We start from the raw sequence: 16,829 nt of genomic DNA, 5'->3' as shown, positions 1-16,829 counted from the left end.
CTCATTCCAACTGACGCTGACGATTCCAGAATACATAGACCAGCAGGGTCAGGGCCACGAAGACCAGGGCTGCAAACGTCACCAACGGCAGGTTCTCACGGATGAGGGCCTCGTTATCCCCGATGAAATACCCCAACGCGATCAGTACCAGCGACCAGAGCCCGGCCCCGAACCCGGTATAGAAGGCAAAGGTCGCGACCCGCATCCGCGCCAACCCTGCCGGGATCGAGATCAATTGCCGGATGCCTGGGATCAGACGCCCGGTGAAGGTCGAAATGGCCCCATGACGCGCGAAGAAGGCATCCGTCTTGTGCAGGACGGACGGGGCAATGAAGAAATAACGCCCATAGCGCTCCAGGAAAGGGCGCCCCACCAAAAGCGCCAGCCCGTAATTGACAAAGGCCCCGATCAGACAACCGAGGATCGAGGCCAACAGCACCAGACCCGGGTCCATCTGGCCCTGATGCGCTAGATAACCCGCTGGGATCAAGACCACCTCGCTCGGGAACGGGATAAAGCTCGACTCGACGGCCATCAGCACTATCACTCCCGTATAGCCCCAGCCATCGACCGTCGTCACCAGCCAGGCGATCATGTCATGCAGCATCCACAACCACCTCGCGCGCAGTTCAAATCAGTCCAATGGTATTGAAGAAGACGATCATGACCAGCCAGGGCGAGATATAGCGCACCAGGAACCTCCAGGTCCGATACGCCAGGCCATCGCCCATACCTAGCTCGTCAAGCGTAGAGGCACGCGACATCACCCAACCGGCGAAGAGTGCGATGAGCAGTCCGCCCACTGGCAAGAGGATATTGGCTGCCAGGTAATCTACGAGGCCAAACCAGGTCTTACCCAAGAATTGGAACGACTCGCCCGACCAGAGATTGAAAGACAGCACCGACCCGATACCCAACAACCAGGCGAGCATACCAGCCACAAGCGCCGCCGAGGCCCGCCCCATCCCCCGATTCTCGACCAACCAGGCCACCGCCGGTTCGATCAGCGAGATCGACGAAGTCCAGGCCGCAAACACCAGCAACACGAAGAATAGAGTGCCGAACACCTGCCCGCCCGGCATCGACCCAAAGGCGATCGGCAGGGTCTGGAAGACCAGCCCTGGACCCGAGGCCGGTTCCAGTCCATTGGCGAACACGATCGGAAAGATCGCCAGACCTGCCAGCAAGGCCGCCAGCGTGTCGGCGAGCACGATGGCCAGGGTGGCACGCGCAATCGAAGCATTGCTCGGCATATACGAGCCATAGACCATGATCGCCCCCATGCCGAGGCTCAAGGTGAAAAAGGCATGGCCCAAGGCGATCAACAGGGGTTCACCGGTGAAACGACAGGTCTTTATAGCGGCCTCGACTTCGCAATGCTGGAACACCTTGCTGAAGTCAGGGGTAAAGAGAAAGGCACTACCGCGCGTAAAATCGCCCTCATAGAGGGCATACAGCACCAGGATCACCAATAATGCGAAGAGCGCCGGCATGAGCAGGGTCACGGCGCGTTCCAGACCACTGCGCACCCCACGCGCGACCACGGCCACTGTCATGATCATGAAGAGACTGTGCCAGGCAAGCATGGATCCGGGTGACTGGAGCAGATCCTCAAATAGGGTCGAGATGGTCTTGGCATCGGCGCCGGTGAAGAGTCCAGCCCCAGCCCGGAACACATAAGCCATTGACCAGCCAGCGATCACGCTGTAATAGGACAGAATCAGGAGTCCGGCCACCACCCCGAGCCAACCCAGGCCGCGCCAGACCGGATGCCCCCCCTCGGCGGCAACCAGGGTACGCATGGTATTGATTGGATTCTGACGCCCACGCCGCCCCATGAGGATCTCAGCCATCATGATCGGGACACCGATCAGGGCAACACAGATTAGATAGACAAGGACAAAGGCCCCGCCGCCGTTCTCACCCGTGATATAGGGGAACTTCCAGATGTTGCCCAGACCGACCGCCGAGCCGATGGCCGCCAGGATGAAGACGAACCGCGACGACCATTGGTCGTGGATAGAACCCTGTGTGTCCGTCATTGGGGTACGCGCCCTCGATGATGATGTGATCAACCTTGAGCCGGCATTTTCCGCCAAGCGGATCCTTGCTACAAGGCGCTGCACCAGCCGCCAATCCCCTATGCAATAATCGCCGCTTGACTCCAAATACACCAGAGAGACTTTAAACCACCATGCCCAGGCTCTCCGTCTCCCACTCCCTATCCGGCCAACGATGGCGATCGGGCACCCAACGGGTGAGACGCCTGCTGTGCGTGCTCCTGTTCTCGGCACCCCTTGTCCTGACCGGCGGTGCCTGCGCGGGCCATCAAGCACACCAGGATCGCTCAACCCAGGCCACCACGCCGCCCAAGCCCTATGTCAATGCCTCGGCGCCCGTCAATCCGTCGGGCTACGACTGGCGCAACCTCTCGGGGGACCAGGATGAGTGGCAGATCAACAAGCGTTCTACGGTCTGGAGTGGACTCAACCCCGCGGCCCTGAATCTGAACTCGACCAGCGCGATGATCGTGGATGAATACGGCAACGTGCTATATGCCAAAAATGCGCGCATGGTCCGGCCCATCGCGTCCATCACCAAGTTGATGACAGCCATGGTGGTGCTGGACACGGGCGTCTCGCTCCAGACGCCCATCCAGATCATCGAAGATGACCGTGATCGATTAAAAAACAGCCGCTCGCGTCTGCGCATCCAAGATACCGTGCTGTCGCGCCGTGAGATGATCATGGTTGCACTTATGTCGTCCGACAATCGCGCTGCCCATGCGCTTGGGCGTACCACCTTCCGCGGCGGGACTCCAGAATTCATCCAGGCCATGAACCGCAAGGCACGTGCGCTCGGGATGTATAACACTCGGTTCGTCGACGCCTCCGGTCTTGACCCGCGCAACCAGTCCACAGCCGAGGATCTGGTCAAGATGGTGCGCGCCGCCTCGAACTACCCGCTGATCCGCGAGACCACATCGCGCAGCGAGATGACGCTGCATCCCTTCTCGGACGGCACGGCACTGCAGTATCGCAATACCAATCCCTTGGTGCGCAGTCCGGAGTGGACGGTGGAGGTCAGCAAGACCGGCTTCATCAACGAGGCCGGGCGCTGCCTGGTGATGCGGGCGCGCATCGCGAATCGCAGTTTTTACATGGTCTTCCTGGGTTCGGATGGCAAACTGGGTACCGTCGGCGACTCAAACCGGGTGCGCGATTGGATTCTAAGCGGCAGCCGCATGACAGCGGCGCGTTGATCCAGGCGCGATCCGAGGCATTAAGGAAACACCGAATCAATCGCGTCTCCCCGAATCGCGGCTAAAGCTTCACCCAAAAAATCAATGGGTTGTAGGAGCAATCTTGGCCGCGAACAGAATCAATCAGCGTTTCCTTAGGGCTTGTGTAGCTTCACTTGAAAGTGCCTTTTCTCTCGCATACGGGAAGAGTGTGAGCTAGACGCGGGGCGGCGCAGAGCTGGACGCTCAAGCACACGCAGTCCGGCGAGGGTCACAAGACCGGTGCGTTCTTCGTCGGTCAGCGGACGCCAGTTGCCGGGGAAGAGCCTCCGCCCGAGCTCGATATTGCCGTAGCGGATGCGGATCAGGCGGCTGACGGTACAGCCGGCGGCCTCCCACAGTCGACGCACCTCACGATTGCGCCCCTCGCGCAGCACCACGTTGTACCAGTGATTGGCACCGGTTCCACCCTGGTCGGTGATGCGCTCGAACCTGGCCAGGCCGTCGTCAAGCTCGATGCCGGACGTCAAACGCTCTAGGGTCGCGGGTGCGACCTCACCCAGGATGCGCACCGAGTATTCGCGCTCGATCTCGTGCGAGGGGTGCATGAGCCGGTTGGCCAGCTCGCCGTCGGTGGTGAACAGGATCAGACCCGAGGTATTGATATCAAGCCGACCGACCGCGATCCAGCGTCCCTGCTTGGGTCGCGGCAGACGGCGGAAGACGGTCGGGCGCCCCTCGGGATCGCGGCGCGTGACCAGCTCGCCCTCTGGCTTGTGGTAGACGATGATCTGGGTCTCTGAATCACGCTTGGGCTTGAGCTTGACCTCGTGTCCGTCGACGCGGATGCGGTCGGCACGGGTGGCCTGATCGCCGAGCTTGGCGAGCCGACCATTGACGCGCACCCGGCCTGCGCTGATCCAGCCCTCGATCTGTCGGCGCGAGCCGAGTCCGGCCTCGGCGAGCAGCTTCTGGAGCCGGACGGGTTGGTCGCCTGACCCTGGACGACGGGTCGATTGTCGATCATTCTTCATCGGGTGTTCTCGGTCGGTTCGGACGTCGGCACGACGTTCGTGGATGGGGAATAGGACTCGGGGTCGCGGATTTCGGACAGGGGCGGCAGCTCGTTGAGCGAGCGCAGTCCGAAATAATCCAGGAAGCGGCGGGTGGTCGCATAGAGCGCCGGGCGGCCCGGCACCTCGCGATGACCCACGACCTGCACCCATTCGCGCTCGGTGAGGGTCTTGATGATGTTGGTGCTCACGGACACGCCGCGGATGTCCTCGATCTCAGCGCGCGTGATCGGCTGACGGTAGGCGATCAGGGCCAGGGTCTCCAGCAGGGCGCGCGAGTAGCGCGGGGCCTTCTCGTCCCACAGCCGCGCCACCCAGGGCGCGACTGAGGCGCGCACCTGCACCCGATAGCCGCCGGCGACCTCGGTGATCTCGATGCCGCGCCCCGCGTAGTCGGCGCTCAGCGCGCGGATGCAGTCAAGGATGGCCGCACGCTCGGGACGCTCGTCCTCGCCGAAAAGGCCCAGGAGCCGTTCGAGCGTCAGCGGACCGCCGGCGGCGAACAACGCCCCCTCAACGATGGCCTTGAGCGGTTGGTCGGTCATGTGGTGGTCGACGGCGACGGTTCGCGGAGTCTGACATGGATGGGGGCGAAGGGTTCAGACTGCACCAATTCAAGCGCGCTTGATTTGATCAATTCCAGGAGCGCCAGAAAGGTGACGACCACTCCGGGACGCCCTTCACTTGGGTCGAAGAGGTCGGTCAGACGCGCGAATCCGCCGCCGCTCAGATGTTCCAGCACCTGCGACATGCGCTCGCGCAGCGACAGTTGTTCCTTCTCGACCTTGTGGCTGGCGAAGAGCTCGGCGCGCGCCAATCCCTCGCGCAGTGCCGAGAGCAGTTCATGCAGTTCCACGTCCGGCGGCAGGCGTCGGCTGAATCCGGGCGGCATGGCGGCCTGGACCAGGAAATGATCGCGCTCTAGCCGGGGCAGGGCGTCGAGGGCGGCGGCGGCCTGCTTGAAGCACTCGTACTCCTGGAGTCGCCGGACCAGATCGGCACGCGGGTCTGTGTCTTCGTCTTCGGCTTCCTGGGGCCTGGGCAACAGCATCCGCGACTTGATCTCGGCCAGCATGGCGGCCATCAGCAGATACTCGGCCGCGAGTTCCAAACGCAGCTCGCGCATCAGCTCGATGTACTCCATATACTGCTCGGTGATCGTGGCGATCGGGATGTCGAGGATATCCAGGTTTTGACGCCGGATCAGATAGAGCAGCAGATCGAGCGGTCCCTCGAAGGTCTGAAGAAAGACCTCCAGCGCATCCGGCGGGATGTAGAGGTCCTGGGGCAGCGTCAGGATCGGCGTCCCCCGGACGACGGCGCGTGGCCGCCCTAGCGGCGCGTCCGCCGTCGAGTCCGAGACCTCGACGGCGACGATTTCTTTCGCTTCACCCGGTGCGTTCAAGCCGCAACGCGCTTCAGGACATCACCAGCGACATGGCGTGCCGGACCTCGTCCATGGTCTCGCGGGCCACATCGCGGGCCTTCTCGCAGCCTTCATTGAGGATGCTGCGCACCAGATCGGGCTGGGCCTCGTACTCGCGCGCGCGCTCCTGGATCGGCGTCAGTTCAGCCTGCACGGCGTCGATGATCGGCTGCTTACACTCCAGACAGCCGATCCCAGCCGAGCGGCAGCCCTGCTGTACCCATTCGCGCACGGATTCGCTCGAATAGACCTGATGGAACGGCCACACCGGGCACTTCTCCGGATCGCCCGGATCGGTGCGCCGCACCCGCGCCGGATCGGTCGGCATGGTCCGCAACGCCCTCTCGACCTCGGCTGGCGAGTCGCGCAGCGAGATCGCATTGTTGTAAGACTTGGACATCTTCTGACCGTCCAGCCCCGGCATCTTCGACGCCTTGGTCAGGAGCGCCTGCGGCTCGGGCAGGATGATGCGCCCGCCGCCTTCCAGATAGCCAAACAACCGCTCGCGGTCGGATAGGGTGAGGTTGCCCTGGCCTTCGAGCAGCGCGCGCGCCACCTCCAAGGCCTCCTGATCGCCCTGTTCCCGATAGCGTCGCCGCAGATCGTCGAACAGCTTGGCATTCTTCTTACCCATCTTCTTCTTGGCCTCCTCGGCCTTGACCTCGAAGTCCGGCTCGCGTCCGAAGATGTGATTGAAGCGCCGCGCCACCTCGCGCGTCAGTTCCACATGGGCGACTTGATCCTCACCGACCGGCACCTGACCGGCCTTGTAGATGAGGATGTCGGCGCTCTGGAGCAGCGGATAGCCGAGAAAGCCATAGGTCGCCAGATCGCGCTCCTTGAGCCTCTCTTGTTGATCCTTATAGCTCGGCACCCGTTCGAGCCAGCCGAGCGGCGTGATCATGGACAACAGCAGATGCAGCTCGGCGTGTTCGGGCACCCGCGACTGCACAAACAGGGTGGCCGAGCCTGGATTGATACCGGCGGCCAGCCAGTCGATCACCATGTCGCGCGTGTTCTCGGGGATCCTGGTCGGATCCTCGTAATGGGTGGTGAGCGCGTGCCAGTCGGCGACGAAGAAGAAGCACTCGTACTCGTGCTGCAACTCCAGCCAGTTCTTGAGTACGCCGTGATAATGACCGAGATGCAGCCGACCGGTCGGACGCATGCCCGAGAGAACGCGCGTGTTGTGTTGAGTCGAGACAGAAGCCAAGGGTCGATGACCTCGCGTATCAGACGAAAAAGAGTTCCTTGACGATCCCGCTTCCCGGCAGCCAGCCGAGGGTCCAGATAACGATCGGCAGCAGGACGGCCCCGAGTACGCCTGTGACGAGCAGGACCAGCAGGATGATTAATCCAAAGGGTTCGAGTCGTGAGAACAGATTGGCCAGACGCGGTGGCAGCAGCGAATTGAGCACCCGCCCGCCGTCGAGTGGCAGCAGCGGCACCAGATTCAGCACCATCAAAAACACATTGATGAGTACACCGGCGGCGCCCGTATAGATCAGCGGCAGCGCGATCCAGTGACTGACCGGAAACATGAGCAGTCCGGCCTGGATGATCAGCCCCCAGGCAAGCGCCATGATGAGATTGGCCCCCGGACCGGCCACCGCCACTAGCGCCATGTCGCGCCTTGGATGATACAGATTGCGCCAGTTGACCGGCACCGGCTTGGCCCAACCGAACAAAAACCCGGTGAAGAAGAAGGCCAGCGCCGGTACCAGCAGTGTGCCGACCGGATCGACATGCCGCAACGGGTTGAAGGTCACGCGACCGAGCCTGAGTGCGGTGTGGTCGCCAAGCTTGCTGGCGACCCAACCGTGGGCGGCCTCATGCACGGTGATGGCCAGCAACACAGGCACGGCCAACACCGCCAGCAGTTGCATGTGATTGAGCGCTTGCATCATTCCTCGAACAGTGTGGCGTCGCCCTTGCCGCGACGCACCAGGGTTGGCGGATCGGCCGTCATATCGATCACGGTCGTCGGCTCCAGACCGCAAAAGCCGCCGTCGATGATCAGATCCACATGCTTGTCGAGTGCCTCGCGCATCTCATAGGGATCGGTTAGCGGCTCGTCGTGATCGGGCAGGATCAGGGTGGTGCTCAGGATCGGCTGATCGAGTTCGCCCAGGATCGCGCGACAGATGACATTGTCCGGCACACGCAGACCGATGGCCTTGCGGCGCGGATGCAGCAGCCGGCGCGGCACCTGCTTGGTCGCCTCGTGGATGAAGGTATAGGGCCCGGGTGTCAGCAACCGAAGCAATCGATAGGCCCGATCGTCGATCTTGGCATAGGTCGCGATCTCGGAGAGATCGCGACAGACCAGGGTGAAGTTGTGCTTGTCGTCGAGCCGCCGGATCCACCGGATGCGCTCCATCGCCGATTTTTCACCGATCTGGCAACCAAGCGCATAGGACGAATCGGTCGGATAGACGATGACCCCGCCTTCGAGCAGGATCTCGACCGCGCGACGGATCAGCCGCGGCTGCGGATTCTCGGGATGGATCTGGAAGAACTGTGCCATCAAGGGATCTCGGTTCGGTCTCTAACCGTAGGCCGCGCAAGGCTCCTGGAGCACCAGCTCGGGCCAGTCGCGCCAGATGGGCACACAGCCGTCCGGAAGGGACGGTAGCCGACCGAGTTCGATCCAGGGATTCTCGGGTCCATGATAATCGGAGCCCGCCGAGGCACGCAGATGCTGCTCGCGCGCCTGACGGGCGAAGGTGAGGGTTTCGTCGCGACTGTGACTGCCGGTGACGACCTCGAGACCGACGCCGCCCAGTTCGCGAAACTCACCGAGCAGCCGCTGCATCCGGGCGCGTGTCAGGTCATAGCGGGCCGGATGGGCAATCACCGCTAGACCCCCGGCACCGCGAATCCAGCCGACCGCCTCCTCGAGGCTGGCCCAGTCGCCCGGCACATGACCCGGATTGCCGCGCGTGAGGAAGTGCCGAAAGACCTCGTTGGTGTCCGCCGCGCGCCCCTGTTTGACCAGAAAGCGCGCAAAATGGGTGCGACCGACCAGACGCCCGCGAGCCAGCGCCCGCGCACCTGCGTAGGCGTCCTCGATGCCATGCTTGGCCAGCCGCCGTCCAATCTCCTCGGCGCGCCAGACACGAAAGGCCATCAACCGCGCCAGACCGGCCTGGAGTTGCGCGTTGGCCGGATCGAGCCTCAGCCCCACCACATGCACGGTGAGCGCATTCCAGGTGACCGAGATCTCGACGCCGGGGATCAGGATCAGGCCCTGCGCGTCCGCCGCCTGTGCGGCCTCGGCTAGGCCGTCGGTGTTGTCGTGATCGGTGAGTGCCAGCACCCGCACCCCAGCCGCACCGGCGCGCACGATCAGTTCCGTCGGTGTGAGGGTGCCGTCGGAGGCGGTCGAATGCGTATGCAGATCGGGGATAGTGGGCATCGATTTAGTTTAACCGAATGGCGAAGGCGACGTGCGATCAGACGCAATACGGATCCTCCCGCGCTTGCTATGCTTCCCAGATCCACGCCCCTGGCGGGACGGATCGACGCGGAGAGCGGACTCCCATGTTGCCACCGATCGACATCAGCCACATCGTGCAGCGTCTCGATGAACTCGGCGAGGAACTCCAGCGTGTCAGCGACGAAACAACAGATCCCATCGAACCGACGCCACGGGTGCTCCTGGCGGGGCTCGAACGTTTGCTTGAGGTCCTGCATGCCGCCGACAGCGGATCGAGGGCCGACTTTGCGCACCGGATCCGGCAGACAACCGGCTCCGACCCAGAACTCATCCTGGAGCACGGGCTGCGACTGCTCGTCCAACTCAGCGAGCTCGCCCAGCGTCTCAATCTACCGACTCAGGCACAGGCGCTGGAGCGGCTGACCCTACCGCTGAGTGTCTGGATGCTGCGCCGCGGCTGCGAGTTGCCACATCCCGAGCCCGTGGTCAACGCACTCGCCCGGATGGCCAATAGCCTGCGCCGACCCGAGTCGCTCGTCGAACTCTACGGACTGATGAGCGAGATCATGGACGCCATTGGCATCGAGCGTGTCCTGGAGCTGGAAACCAACACCCCTACCCGCCCCTGGCGCGTACTCCTGATCAACCGCGCCATCATCGCCACCCGCACCCGTCAACCGGCCCTGATGGAAGCTGCCTTCCAGACCATCGCCGAGCATTTGCCGGAAGAAGCGCCTGATTTCTTCCGCGAGGGCATGGGGCAAATGGAAACACTCGACTACCCGACCCAGGCACGCGAGATCATGCAGCGCTATTTCGAGATTTGGTGCACGAGACAGCGCCTACACTGAGTGCCTGATGTAGAATGCACCGATCGACGATAATCGCGGATCAGTCTCTCATGCGTCTCACAGAGATCCAACCAGGAATGCGGCTCGCCAAGGATGTTCACGATCCTCAGGGTCGGATCCTGATCCGTGCCGGCGTTGTCCTGAGCGAGCGTCAGATCCGGCTGCTGAGGTCGTGGGCCGTGGCCGATGTTTGCATCGCGCGCGACGAGGAGGCAGGCGATCTAGGGAGGCGACATCCCGAAATCAGCGACGAACTCCTTCGCTCGATCGATACCCAATTCAGTCTGAGCAATCGCGATCATCCCGTGATTCAGGCATTGCAAGCGTTTTGTCTAAGCCGGATGCTCGAACGGCGCCAGGGGTGAGGGGATGAGCGACGACCGCCTCATCGAGCAACTCGGCGAGCTGCCCGCACTCCCGAACGTCTATCTGCGTGTGCGCGAAGCCATCGCGGCCCCAGACATGGCGCTAGAGACCCTGGCCAACCTGATCGAGTCCGATCCGTCCCTGAGCATGCGCCTGCTGCGGGTCGCCAACAGCCCACTCTATGGACTGGCGACCCGGGTTGACACCATCCTGCACGCCTTGACACTCATCGGTACGACCGCCGCCCATCACTTGGTGCTGTCTACTTCCTTGATGACGGTCTTTCGTGATCTACCGTCTGGCACGGTGTCCATGCGCTCGTTCTGGGAACATAGCCTCGCCTGCGCCGTGGCGGCCCGTCTCATCGCGCACCAGGGCGGTCGAGCCAACCCGGAACACGCCTATCTGGCCGGACTGCTGCATGACATTGGGCGCCTGCCGCTCTATCTGCTGGAGCCGCTTAACATGGGGGCCGCGCTGCGGGCCCATTGTGAACACCAGGGCCATCTGCACGACCTAGAGCGCCAATACCTTGGCATTGACCACACTGAACTCGGCGCCATCCTGCTTGCACACTGGCAGCTGCCCGAGGTCTTCCGCTCGGCCGTCTCCGATCACCACACCCCCTGGCATTCTCTGCACGTCCCCGAGACCGCTGTCGTGCATGTCGCCGATCTGATCGTCAACAGTCTCGGACTCGGGACCAGCGGCACACGCTTGGTTCCAGTGCTCGACGATGACGCCTGGAAGCGCACTGGACTCGACATCGAGCAGCTTCCGGCCATACTCGAGGCGATCCTCCTCACCACACGGGAGGTGATCTCTGCCTTCATGGAGTCTTGAAAAACAGGCTCATCCCCTGCCGAGGCGGCCAGCGAAGGCGAAGGCGTTGTGGATGCGTTGCCGAGTCAATCCAATCCGGTTTGGACTCAGCCGCTTCTTCAAGCTTCATTAATAAACGGCACGGTCAATCCAGGACACTCGTCTGGATCGCGATGGATGAGATTCCGAAGCGATCCAGGCGAATGCGGCTGATCGAGGCATGATCGATCTGCAACCGATACCAGCGCTCGGGTCGCGCGCCCAAGATATGGCCCAGGAGCGCGCGAATGACCCCGGCGTGACAGACGATCAACAGACGTCGACCTGGATAGACAGCGATCTGGCGCTCATAGGCCGTAACGATCCGGTGCTGAAACGACTCCAACGGCTCACCACCCGGTGGCCTGAATGCGACGGGGTCGCGCTTGAAGGCGGCGAACCGCTCAGACTCATGGCGGCGGATCTCTAGATGGGAGCGCCCCTCCCAGTCACCCATGCCGATCTCGCGAAACGCTGGATCAATGGCCAGGGGCAAGGTGTGCTGCGCCGCCAACTCGGCAGCAAAGAGCCAGCACCGACTCAAGGGTGAGCTGATGATCTGATCCCAGCGACAGCGCGCCCCGACTGCACGACGCATCTGCTCCCAACCGAGTGGTGACAGCGGATCGTCGATCCCCTGCCCGCGATAGCCTTGCCCGCCTTGGGGCTCACCATGCCGCATGAGATCGACCAAGGTCTCGCCCGTTTCAGTCACGCTGCTTCCCCCCATCAACAACGATCGTCGACGCCTGCACGAGCGATCCATCGACATCCGATCGCCGTCTGGATTTTCGCGCCCCAGTCTTCATATTCGGTCACAGGTGCAAGACCACCACGATGGACATTAAAGATTCCGATCCGCTTTCCCTTACAACACCAAAAAGCCGAGCACGCATGAAGCCAAAGATCTACGAGGGCATACACAAGCAGAAGCAGGCCATGACCCCGACGGCCAACATCATCCGCGATGCCTGGGTGTTCGGGATCATCCCTGAGGATGAGACTTGCGAGGGCTGGACCATCCAGGGGATCGATGCCCTCTACGACAAGGTGACGGCCGCTTGGGAGCCTTATGGCCATCTGGTCTCCAATCTGCCACCCGAGCTGCGTGACCGTCACGCGCGCATCTATGGCGAGGCCATCGAGCGGGCACGTGCCGCGGGCTGGGATCCGGAACTCGACGAGACCGACTGACATCATACCTTGGGCGCTGATCGCTGCGGCCTAGAGATCGTCGGCAGCCAGCCGAGACCGGTTCCACTTTACGATGAGGACGCTCCGGACATGTCTAGCTACTTCATCCGCGAAGTCTTCTTCCGCCCCGACACCGAATATGCGCGCGAGCTGACCACCATCCCGGCCCCCATCCACAATGCCCTGCGCCGCTTGCTGAAACAGGCGCGCGGATCGAGTGTGTTCATACCGATCCGCTCGATGCAATATCTAGCGGTGCTCGACACCGAGGAGCTGATCTTTGTCGATGCCCTGGGCGGTTACGCCTACCACAACGGCGAGGGCGGACGACTGATCCGACTGGCTTGGCGACCATTCGTCGGACAGGCTTCGCTGTGCGACCCCGTTTCCTGTGAGATGGTCTATTATTTTAAGGATCTAAAGGACATACAGCGGCGGCTGCTGTCCGAGATCGGCTTGGCGCTTGATCGGCTAAGACTCAAGCAGACGATCGAGGAACGGCCGCGCGCGACAGTTCGTATTCTCCCATTCAAACCGCGTCGTGATTGATATCCGCGCGGTTTTTGGTATCCACGGGCGTCGTACCTGGCGCCAATCTATAGATAAAGCGGACCACAAGAGTACGCAAACCGGAGGATTTCATGACCAGATTACTGACTTGGCGTGATGAATGGTCGCTCGATATCGAGCTACTCGATCAGGAGCACCGCGCGCTGATCGAGCAGCTCGCTGATATCTGTTTGCGTTTCTGCCCCGAGGCGTCACAAGGACGCGCGGGAGACGCCAACGCGCTGCTCGACGCCCTAACTCAGCTGGGCGAGTCGATGCGCGAACATTTCCGGCGCGAGGAGGCGTTCATGCGCTCGTTCGACTATGAAGGCATCGGCGAGCATCAATGCGAACATGCCGTGCTCATGGCCGAATTCACCGCCCTGCTGCGCGAGTGGCGCAAGGATGGCCTGACGGTCTTCGACGAGACGAGCCAGGGTATCATCCGTGACTGGCTGCTGGCCCACATCCTGGGCGCCGACCGCCATTTCGCCGAGACCTATTTCAATCTGGTCGGCGATGCTGCCGTGCCCGAGCGTTTAGCGACCATGCGTCCGTATCAATCGAGCTACCAGGCAAGCCGGCGCTAAGCGGCGTGACACCCGTGGGCTTAGCCCCCTGCGTTTTGGGTCCATGACAGAAAAGCCGAGGTCGAGTGCGCGCGGCGCTCACGAAAGAAGGCCCTGAGCACCTCGCCACAGTCCTCGGCGAGCAGACCGCCGCGCACCTCGGTTCGATGATTGAAGCGTCCATCGGACGGCAGCAGGTCAAAGACGCTGCCGCAGGCCCCGGCCTTGGGGTCGGGCGCGCCATAGACCACCTGGGCGACACGCGCGTGGATGATAGCCCCGGTGCACATGACGCAGGGTTCGAGCGTGACATAGAGGATGGACCCGGGCAGGCGATAGTTGCCGACGCGCCGCCCGGCATCACGCAGGGCCTGGATCTCGGCATGGGCGCTTGGGTCGTGCTCTCTGATCGGGCGGTTCCAGCCCTCGCCCAGGATCTCGCCCTCCCGAACCAACACAGCTCCGACCGGAACCTCCCCCTCCCCGGCGGCGCGCCATGCCAGCTCCAGGGCATGGCGCATCCAGCGCGCGTCCGCTTCAGCAAACACCGGATTCATAGACCCTCCGCAAGGAAACCCGCGACTTGAGTCGCGGGAGGAATTGCGGGCGCGCGAAGTGCGCCATGTGGTGTATAATGCAGTGTGGTCTCCGGGCGCACGCCGACTGTAACGCCAGTCGAAACCTGGCCCGGATTGGCAGCGGGGCCCCGCTGCCAAGGGCGGCTGTAAACACGCCCAATGTTGGGGATGCGGTCAACCATGTTTGCTGCGTCTCACAATAAAGCCTTCGACTTCAGTCGAGGGTTGTTTACGCTGATTCAAACCGGCGGTATCACTCCCACTCGATGGTCCCCGGTGGCTTGCCGGTGATGTCATAGACCACACGCGAGACATTCGGTACCTCATTGGCGATGCGCCGACAGACCAGGTCTAGGAATTCATAGGGCAGATGTGCCCAGCGCGCCGTCATGAAATCGAGGGTCTCGACCGCGCGCAGGGCGATCACAGGCGCATAGAGCCTGTTGTCGCCGACCACACCGACCGAATGCACCGGCAGGAACACGGCGAACGCCTGCGAGACCTGATCATAAAGCCCGGCGCGCCGCAGTTCCTCGATGAAGATGTGATCGGCCTGGCGCAGGGTGGCGAGCGAATCCCTGACCACCTCGCCCAGGACGCGAACCCCGAGACCCGGCCCTGGGAAGGGGTGACGATAGACCATCTCATACGGTAGTCCCAGTTCGATGCCGAGCTGGCGCACCTCATCCTTGAACAGCTCGCGCAGGGGTTCGAGCAGGCGAAGGTTCATGGTCTCGGGCAGTCCGCCGACATTGTGATGCGACTTGATGACCCTGGCCTTGGCGGTCTTGGCAGCCGCCGACTCGATGACGTCCGGATAGATGGTCCCCTGCGCCAGCCATCTGACATCCTCAAGCCGGCTTGCCTCGTCGTCGAAGATCTCGATGAAGGTATTGCCGATGATCTTCCGTTTCTGCTCCGGGTCGGTGATACCCTTCAGACGGCTCAGGAAGCGCTCCTCGGCATCGACCCGGATCACGCGCACCCCCATGTGGCGGGCGAAGGTGCTCATCACCTGATCGCCCTCACCGAGCCGTAACAGACCGTTGTCGACGAAGACACAGACGAGCTGATCGCCGATGGCGCGATGCAGCAAGGCGGCCACCACGCTGGAATCGACCCCACCCGAGAGCCCGAGCAAGACCCGATCCTTGCCGACCTGGGCGCGGATCCGATCCAGGCTCTCCTCGAGGATGTTGCGCGGGGTCCATCGCCGCCCGCAGCCGCAGATGTCGTGGACGAACCGCTCCAGGATACGCTGACCCTGACGGGTATGCGTGACCTCGGGATGGAATTGCAGCCCATAGAAACGGCGTGTCTCATCGGCGATACCGGCCAGGGGCGCATGATCGGTCTCGGCGATGACGCTGAATCCGGGTGGGAGTACATCGACGCGATCGCCGTGACTCATCCAGACATCGAGCAGACCCTGGCCCTCAGGGCTGGTGCGATCCTCGATGCCGTCGAGCAGACGCGAATGGCCATGCACCCGCACCTCGGCATAGCCATATTCGCGATGGGTCGAGGGCACCACGGCGCCGCCGAGCTGGGCGGACATGGTCTGCAATCCATAACAGATCCCAAGCACGGGCACGCCCAGCTCGAAGACACTGGGGTCGGTACGCGCCGTCTCTGGCTCATGGACCGACTGGGGACCGCCGGAGAGGATGATGCCCTTGGGAGCGAACGCGCGGATCGACTGGGCATCCATATCCCAGGGATGGATCTCGCAATAGACCCCGGACTCGCGCACCCGGCGCGCGATGAGCTGGGTGTACTGGGAACCGAAATCGAGGATCAGGATGCGATCGGCGTAGAGATTGACCATGTTCTTAGGTGTCGATCCGGTAGTTGGGGGCTTCCTTGGTGATCTGCACGTCATGCACATGGGATTCGCGCATCCCGGCGATACTCACGCGCACGAACTTAGGCTTGGTGCGCATCTCCTCGATGGTCGCGCAGCCGGTATAGCCCATGCTGGAACCCAGTCCACCGACGAGCTGATGGATGACGTTGACCAGACTGCCCTTGTAAGGGACGCGGCCCTCGATGCCCTCGGGGACCAGCTTCTCTTTTTCGGTGTTCTCCTGGAAGTAGCGGTCGCTGGAACCCTCGGTCGCCCCCATAGCGCCGAGTGATCCCATACCGCGATAAGACTTGTAAGAACGGCCCTGGTAGATCTCGACCTCGCCCGGCGCCTCGTCGGTGCCGGCAAACAGCCCGCCGATCATGACGCTGTGCGCACCGGCGGCGATGGCCTTGGCGATGTCGCCCGAGAAGCGCAGACCACCGTCGGCGATCAGCGGGACGCCGGTGCCCGCCAGCGCCTCGCTGACATTGGCCACCGCCGTGATCTGCGGCACGCCGACCCCGGCGACGATCCGGGTGGTGCAAATCGAGTTATGCACGATCGCGTTGTCGGCGATGAAGCTATGCGTCGGACAATCGACTTCGATGTCATAGACCGGGAGCGCCAAACGCAGCGGCTGACGGTCGAGAATTTTGAGTACCTGATGTTCTTCAGTCAGACGCTTGGTATACGAGACATTGAGACGCGCACGGTAAGAGTCGCGGCAGTCGGCATCTGAGACACCCACGAGACCGCCTGCCGACCCCGGCTCGACATGACAGTTCGGCAGACTACCTTTGACCAGTAGCGAAAGGATATTGAAGAGCTCGACC

The 16,829-nt window shown here is 62.5% G+C and carries 19 protein-coding genes and 1 pseudogene; 7 read left to right on the top strand and 13 right to left on the bottom strand.

The annotated features are described in order from the left end of the window. Nucleotide 1 precedes the first annotated feature (1 nt). Both E6P07_RS03540 and E6P07_RS03535 read right to left on the bottom strand, forming a co-directional pair. Complete coding sequence (locus tag E6P07_RS03540) at nucleotides 2-595, bottom strand: DedA family protein (protein ID WP_246172914.1); 594 nt, start codon at nucleotides 593-595, stop codon at nucleotides 2-4. Between the two features lie 34 nt (nucleotides 596-629). After that, nucleotides 630-2,042: a sodium-dependent transporter gene (locus E6P07_RS03535; RefSeq protein WP_153974339.1), complete on the bottom strand. Its 1,413-nt coding sequence runs from the start codon at nucleotides 2,040-2,042 to the stop codon at nucleotides 630-632. 215 nt (nucleotides 2,043-2,257) lie between these two features. Here E6P07_RS03535 and E6P07_RS03530 point away from each other — a divergent pair, with 215 nt between their 5' ends. Beyond that, nucleotides 2,258-3,262: a serine hydrolase gene (locus E6P07_RS03530; protein ID WP_246172913.1), complete on the top strand. Its 1,005-nt coding sequence runs from the start codon at nucleotides 2,258-2,260 to the stop codon at nucleotides 3,260-3,262. Between the two features lie 134 nt (nucleotides 3,263-3,396). Here E6P07_RS03530 and rluB read toward each other — a convergent pair whose 3' ends face one another. Genes rluB through E6P07_RS03495 form a run of 7 tightly spaced genes read right to left on the bottom strand, consistent with a single transcriptional unit; the run spans nucleotide 3,397 to nucleotide 9,158 of the window. Beyond that, nucleotides 3,397-4,275 carry a 23S rRNA pseudouridine(2605) synthase RluB gene (gene rluB, locus E6P07_RS03525; protein ID WP_153974337.1) on the bottom strand — a complete coding sequence of 293 codons (879 nt, stop codon included), beginning with the start codon at nucleotides 4,273-4,275 and terminating at the stop codon, nucleotides 3,397-3,399. Further along, nucleotides 4,272-4,859: an SMC-Scp complex subunit ScpB gene (scpB, locus tag E6P07_RS03520; protein WP_153974336.1), complete on the bottom strand. Its 588-nt coding sequence runs from the start codon at nucleotides 4,857-4,859 to the stop codon at nucleotides 4,272-4,274. Before scpB ends, rluB begins: the two co-directional genes overlap by 4 nt. Beyond that, complete coding sequence (locus E6P07_RS03515) at nucleotides 4,856-5,692, bottom strand: segregation and condensation protein A (RefSeq protein ID WP_153976128.1); 837 nt, start codon at nucleotides 5,690-5,692, stop codon at nucleotides 4,856-4,858. Before E6P07_RS03515 ends, scpB begins: the two co-directional genes overlap by 4 nt. A 40-nt stretch (nucleotides 5,693-5,732) precedes the next feature. Next, nucleotides 5,733-6,953 (bottom strand): tryptophan--tRNA ligase, encoded by a 1,221-nt coding sequence (locus E6P07_RS03510; protein ID WP_153974335.1) that lies wholly within the window; start codon nucleotides 6,951-6,953, stop codon nucleotides 5,733-5,735. Nucleotides 6,954-6,972: 19 nt separating this feature from the next. After that, nucleotides 6,973-7,644: a site-2 protease family protein gene (locus E6P07_RS03505; RefSeq protein ID WP_153974334.1), complete on the bottom strand. Its 672-nt coding sequence runs from the start codon at nucleotides 7,642-7,644 to the stop codon at nucleotides 6,973-6,975. Next, entirely contained in the window at nucleotides 7,644-8,267 is a 624-nt protein-coding gene (locus E6P07_RS03500) for an L-threonylcarbamoyladenylate synthase (protein WP_153974333.1), read from the bottom strand. The genes E6P07_RS03505 and E6P07_RS03500 overlap by 1 nt, the downstream gene beginning before the upstream one ends. 21 nt (nucleotides 8,268-8,288) lie before the next feature. Next, nucleotides 8,289-9,158 carry a PHP domain-containing protein gene (locus tag E6P07_RS03495; RefSeq protein ID WP_153974332.1) on the bottom strand — a complete coding sequence of 290 codons (870 nt, stop codon included), beginning with the start codon at nucleotides 9,156-9,158 and terminating at the stop codon, nucleotides 8,289-8,291. Between the two features lie 125 nt (nucleotides 9,159-9,283). Here E6P07_RS03495 and E6P07_RS03490 point away from each other — a divergent pair, with 125 nt between their 5' ends. The 3 genes from E6P07_RS03490 to E6P07_RS03480 are packed head-to-tail and all read left to right on the top strand — an operon-like array spanning nucleotide 9,284 to nucleotide 11,239. Further along, nucleotides 9,284-10,030, top strand: coding sequence for a hypothetical protein (locus tag E6P07_RS03490; RefSeq protein WP_153974331.1), 747 nt, complete (start codon nucleotides 9,284-9,286; stop codon nucleotides 10,028-10,030). Between the two features lie 50 nt (nucleotides 10,031-10,080). After that, on the top strand, nucleotides 10,081-10,395 hold the full coding sequence (locus E6P07_RS03485) for a hypothetical protein (protein WP_153974330.1): 315 nt from the start codon (nucleotides 10,081-10,083) through the stop codon (nucleotides 10,393-10,395). Nucleotides 10,396-10,399: 4 nt separating this feature from the next. Next, nucleotides 10,400-11,239: an HDOD domain-containing protein gene (locus E6P07_RS03480; RefSeq protein WP_153974329.1), complete on the top strand. Its 840-nt coding sequence runs from the start codon at nucleotides 10,400-10,402 to the stop codon at nucleotides 11,237-11,239. Between the two features lie 124 nt (nucleotides 11,240-11,363). Here the strand turns inward: E6P07_RS03480 and E6P07_RS03475 are convergent, their stop codons facing one another. Further along, on the bottom strand, nucleotides 11,364-11,939 hold the full coding sequence (locus E6P07_RS03475; RefSeq protein WP_425505154.1) for a histidine phosphatase family protein: 576 nt from the start codon (nucleotides 11,937-11,939) through the stop codon (nucleotides 11,364-11,366). 212 nt (nucleotides 11,940-12,151) lie between these two features. Here E6P07_RS03475 and E6P07_RS03470 point away from each other — a divergent pair, with 212 nt between their 5' ends. The 3 genes from E6P07_RS03470 to E6P07_RS03460 all read left to right on the top strand — a co-directional run bounded on the left by E6P07_RS03470 (nucleotide 12,152) and on the right by E6P07_RS03460 (nucleotide 13,590). Further along, nucleotides 12,152-12,451, top strand: coding sequence for a hypothetical protein (locus E6P07_RS03470; RefSeq protein ID WP_153974328.1), 300 nt, complete (start codon nucleotides 12,152-12,154; stop codon nucleotides 12,449-12,451). Between the two features lie 90 nt (nucleotides 12,452-12,541). Then, nucleotides 12,542-13,000 (top strand): hypothetical protein, encoded by a 459-nt coding sequence (locus E6P07_RS03465; RefSeq protein WP_153974327.1) that lies wholly within the window; start codon nucleotides 12,542-12,544, stop codon nucleotides 12,998-13,000. A gap of 92 nt (nucleotides 13,001-13,092) precedes the next feature. Next, the gene (locus tag E6P07_RS03460; RefSeq protein ID WP_153974326.1) at nucleotides 13,093-13,590 is read left to right on the top strand and encodes a bacteriohemerythrin; all 498 of its coding nucleotides are present in this window, start codon (nucleotides 13,093-13,095) and stop codon (nucleotides 13,588-13,590) included. A 20-nt stretch (nucleotides 13,591-13,610) separates the two neighbouring features. Here E6P07_RS03460 and tadA read toward each other — a convergent pair whose 3' ends face one another. The 3 genes and pseudogenes from tadA to E6P07_RS03445 all read right to left on the bottom strand — a co-directional run. Next, complete coding sequence (gene tadA / locus E6P07_RS03455) at nucleotides 13,611-14,126, bottom strand: tRNA adenosine(34) deaminase TadA (protein WP_153974325.1); 516 nt, start codon at nucleotides 14,124-14,126, stop codon at nucleotides 13,611-13,613. Between the two features lie 274 nt (nucleotides 14,127-14,400). Next, nucleotides 14,401-15,975 carry a glutamine-hydrolyzing GMP synthase gene (gene guaA / locus E6P07_RS03450; RefSeq protein ID WP_153974324.1) on the bottom strand — a complete coding sequence of 525 codons (1,575 nt, stop codon included), beginning with the start codon at nucleotides 15,973-15,975 and terminating at the stop codon, nucleotides 14,401-14,403. A gap of 4 nt (nucleotides 15,976-15,979) precedes the next feature. Further along, nucleotides 15,980-16,546 (bottom strand): annotated as a pseudogene (locus E6P07_RS03445) (IMP dehydrogenase); the annotation flags it as partial. Between the last annotated feature and the right edge of the window lie 283 nt (nucleotides 16,547-16,829).

Source organism: Thermochromatium tepidum ATCC 43061 (genome assembly GCF_009664085.1).
GTDB classification, from domain to species: domain Bacteria; phylum Pseudomonadota; class Gammaproteobacteria; order Chromatiales; family Chromatiaceae; genus Thermochromatium; species Thermochromatium tepidum.
Note: the sequence above shows the minus strand (reverse complement) of the source record. Positions and strands in the feature narration are given on the sequence as shown.

Bases quoted from the DNA above. Each gene is read 5' to 3' on its own strand.
- E6P07_RS03540 (WP_246172914.1), bottom strand. From the start codon at position 595: ATGATCGCCTGGCTGGTGACGACGGTCGATGGCTGGGGCTATACGGGA.
- E6P07_RS03535 (WP_153974339.1), bottom strand. From the start codon at position 2,042: ATGACGGACACACAGGGTTCTATCCACGACCAATGGTCGTCGCGGTTC.
- rluB (WP_153974337.1), bottom strand. From the start codon at position 4,275: ATGAAGAATGATCGACAATCGACCCGTCGTCCAGGGTCAGGCGACCAA.
- scpB (WP_153974336.1), bottom strand. From the start codon at position 4,859: ATGACCGACCAACCGCTCAAGGCCATCGTTGAGGGGGCGTTGTTCGCC.
- E6P07_RS03505 (WP_153974334.1), bottom strand. From the start codon at position 7,644: ATGCAAGCGCTCAATCACATGCAACTGCTGGCGGTGTTGGCCGTGCCT.
- E6P07_RS03500 (WP_153974333.1), bottom strand. From the start codon at position 8,267: ATGGCACAGTTCTTCCAGATCCATCCCGAGAATCCGCAGCCGCGGCTG.
- E6P07_RS03495 (WP_153974332.1), bottom strand. From the start codon at position 9,158: ATGCCCACTATCCCCGATCTGCATACGCATTCGACCGCCTCCGACGGC.
- E6P07_RS03490 (WP_153974331.1), top strand. From the start codon at position 9,284: ATGTTGCCACCGATCGACATCAGCCACATCGTGCAGCGTCTCGATGAA.
- E6P07_RS03485 (WP_153974330.1), top strand. From the start codon at position 10,081: ATGCGTCTCACAGAGATCCAACCAGGAATGCGGCTCGCCAAGGATGTT.
- E6P07_RS03480 (WP_153974329.1), top strand. From the start codon at position 10,400: ATGAGCGACGACCGCCTCATCGAGCAACTCGGCGAGCTGCCCGCACTC.
- E6P07_RS03475 (WP_425505154.1), bottom strand. From the start codon at position 11,939: ATGCGGCATGGTGAGCCCCAAGGCGGGCAAGGCTATCGCGGGCAGGGG.
- E6P07_RS03470 (WP_153974328.1), top strand. From the start codon at position 12,152: ATGAAGCCAAAGATCTACGAGGGCATACACAAGCAGAAGCAGGCCATG.
- E6P07_RS03465 (WP_153974327.1), top strand. From the start codon at position 12,542: ATGTCTAGCTACTTCATCCGCGAAGTCTTCTTCCGCCCCGACACCGAA.
- E6P07_RS03460 (WP_153974326.1), top strand. From the start codon at position 13,093: ATGACCAGATTACTGACTTGGCGTGATGAATGGTCGCTCGATATCGAG.
- tadA (WP_153974325.1), bottom strand. From the start codon at position 14,126: ATGAATCCGGTGTTTGCTGAAGCGGACGCGCGCTGGATGCGCCATGCC.
- guaA (WP_153974324.1), bottom strand. From the start codon at position 15,975: ATGGTCAATCTCTACGCCGATCGCATCCTGATCCTCGATTTCGGTTCC.